Annotated in this window: 2 rRNA genes; both read right to left on the bottom strand. The window is 51.2% G+C overall.

Annotated features, from left to right (window positions below):
• Positions 1–42: 42 nt before the first annotated feature.
• Positions 43–154: ribosomal RNA gene (gene rrf, locus Q4534_RS23925) — 5S ribosomal RNA — on the bottom strand.
• A 104-nt stretch (positions 155–258) separates the two neighbouring features.
• Positions 259–3,144, bottom strand: a 23S ribosomal RNA gene (locus Q4534_RS23930).
• Positions 3,145–3,255: the final 111 nt, after the last annotated feature.

Genomic DNA, 3,255 nt, shown 5'->3' on the forward strand with positions numbered 1-3,255 from the left:
AGGGCATAAAAAAAGACCCTTAGATTGCTCTAAGGGTCTAAAAGAAGGCGGCGACCTACTCTCCCAGGTGTAACCCCAGTACCATCGGCGCTGCAGGGCTTAACTTCTCTGTTCGGGATGGGAAGAGGTGGGTCCCCTGCGCCGGGCCGCCTAAATCTTTGTGCTCGCTTTTCACAGCTAACACTTAATTTCTTTACTTTTTATAAATGTTTTTAAGTTATTTTGACATTGTCTTGTGGAAAATGCAACGTAGCAAAGACGTTCAAGTTTTCGGGCGATTAGTACTGCTCGGCTATGTCATTTCTGACTTTACACCTACAGCCTATCAACGTCATCGTCTCTGACGGCCCTGTTTAGAAGTCTCATCTTGGGGCGAGTTTCGCACTTAGATGCTTTCAGCGCTTATCTCTTCCCGACTTAGCTACCCGGCGGTGCAGTTGGCACTACAACCGGTACACCAGCGGTCGGTCCATCCCGGTCCTCTCGTACTAAGGACAGCCCCCCGCAGACTTCTCACGCCCGCAACAGATAGGGACCGAACTGTCTCACGACGTTCTGAACCCAGCTCGCGTGCCACTTTAATGGGCGAACAGCCCAACCCTTGGGACCTTCTCCAGCCCCAGGATGTGACGAGCCGACATCGAGGTGCCAAACCTCCCCGTCGATATGAGCTCTTGGGGGAGATCAGCCTGTTATCCCCAGAGTACCTTTTATCCTTTGAGCGACGGCCCTTCCATTCGGTACCGCCGGATCACTATACCCGTGTTTCCACCCTGCTCGGCATGTACGCCTTGCAGTCAAGCTCCCTTATGCTATTGCACTCCACGCACGGTTACCAAGCGTGCTGAGGGAACCTTTGGAAGCCTCCGTTACTCTTTTGGAGGCGACCACCCCAGTCAAACTACCCACCAAACAATGTCTCCCTTTTCAGGGATTAGACACCAGGCACACAGAGGGCCGTATTTCAACGGTGGCTCCTCAACGCCTAGCGACGCCAATTCACAGCCTCCGGCCTATCCTACACACCGTGTACCCGATGCCAATGTTAAGTTGCAGTAAAGGTTCATGGGGTCTTTCCGTCCCGTTGCGGGTACGCGGCATCTTCACCGCGACTACAATTTCACCGAGCTCATGGCTGAGACAGTGCCCAGATCGTTACACCATTCGTGCAGGTCGGAACTTACCCGACAAGGAATTTCGCTACCTTAGGACCGTTATAGTTACGGCCGCCGTTTACCGGGGCTTCAGTTCAACGCTTCTCTTACGATAACGTCCCCCCTTAACCTTCCGGCACCGGGCAGGTGTCAGGCCTTATACTTCATCTTACGATTTCGCAAAGCCATGTGTTTTTGATAAACAGTCGCCTGGGCCTTTTCACTGCGGCCTCTCTTACCGAAGTAAAAGGAGGCGCCCCTTCTCCCGAAGTTACAGGGCCATTTTGCCGAGTTCCTTAGCCATGATTCACTCGAGCACCTTGGGATACTCTCCCCAACCACCTGTGTCGGTTTGCGGTACGGGCGAACATACGCTTAGCGCTAGAGGTTTTTCTTGGAAGCTCTTAGGACCACTATCCAATTGTCCGAAGACGCTTGGTACTATCAGGTTCGGCTAAGACTGCGCATTTTACTACAGTCCAAATACCTACACCCTTTAACCCGGTATTCCGTCACCGGGCGGGTCTTTCAACACTCCGTCACCCCGTCACCTGTATGTTCGGTATGGGAATATTAACCCATTTGCCATCGGAATCCCCCTTCGGGTTATCCTTAGGTCCCGACTGACCCTGATCCGATTAGCGTTGATCAGGAATCCTTGGTCTTTCGGTGTGGATGTTGTTCCCATCCATTATCGTTACTTATGCCTACATTTGCTTTTCCAGAAACTCCACCGGACATTACCATCCGGATTCACTGTCGCTGGAATGCTCCCCTACCAAAATATAAATATCTTCCTTCGCTTCGGTACCGCACTTGATGCCCGATTATTATCGACGCCCTGTCGCTCGACCAGTGAGCTGTTACGCACTCTTTAAAGGAATAGCTGCTTCCAAGCTAACCTCCTGGCTGTCTCTGCAACTGGACCGCCTTTGTTCAACTTAGCGCGGATTTTGGGACCTTAGCGGTAGGTCTGGGTTCTTTCCCTCTCGGACTTGGACCTTAGCACCCAAGCCCTCACTGCCGGTTCTATATGATGGCATTCGGAGTTCGTCAGGATTTGGTAGGATGTGACTCCCCCTAGTCCTATCGGTAGCTCTACCTCCATCATACAATTCCCGACGCTGTTCCTAAAAACATTTCGGGGAGTACGAGCTATTTCTCAGTTTGATTGGCCTTTCACCCCTACCCACAGCTCATCCGGAAGCTTTTCAACGCTTATCGGTTCGGTCCTCCACTCTGTTTTACCAGAGCTTCAACCTGGCCATGGGTAGATCACTAAGTTTCGCGTCTACCCCCACCGACTATGGCGCCCTGTTCGGACTCGCTTTCGCTGCGGCTCCTCCTGTAAACAGGATTAACCTTGCCGGTGAGGAGTAACTCGTAGGCTCATTATGCAAAAGGCACGCCGTCATCCCAATAAATCAGGACTCCGACCGCTTGTAGGCGCACGGTTTCAGGTTCTTTTCACCCCGTTATTCACGGTACTTTTCACCTTTCCCTCACGGTACTCGTTCACTATCGGTCTCTAGGGAGTATTTAGCCTTACCGGATGGTGCCGGCAGATTCAACCGGGATTTCTCCTGTCCCGGCCTACTCAGGATACCCGCCTTCTAAATTAAAATTCCTCTACAGGACTCTCACCCTCTACGGTTTGACTTCCCAGCCAATTCGAGTCTCCTAATTTAAAATTATGCAGGTCCTACAACCCCATATATGCCGTAACATAAATGGTTTGGGCTCTTCCGCGTCCGCTCGCCGCTACTGACGGAATCATTATTATTTTCTCTTCCTGCGGGTACTTAGATGTTTCAGTTCCCCGCGTTTGCCTTCCTTTCGGAATACCCTGACAAGTCAGGGTGGGTTGCCCCATTCGGACATCTGTGGATCAATTCGACTGTGCCGATCCCCACAGCTTTTCGCAGCTTGGCACGTCCTTCTTCGCCTCCTAGAGCCTAGGCATCCCCCGTACGCCCTTGTTCACTTGAACTCATCTGATGCCCTTTTGCTAGCATCAAATGTTCTTTATTCTAATATATTAATCACTCTCGTAATCAATACACTTTACATTGCATTTTCCACTCAACATGTCAAAGAACTT

It is taken from the genome of Cyclobacterium sp. 1_MG-2023, from assembly GCF_030546805.1.
GTDB lineage: Bacteria > Bacteroidota > Bacteroidia > Cytophagales > Cyclobacteriaceae > Cyclobacterium.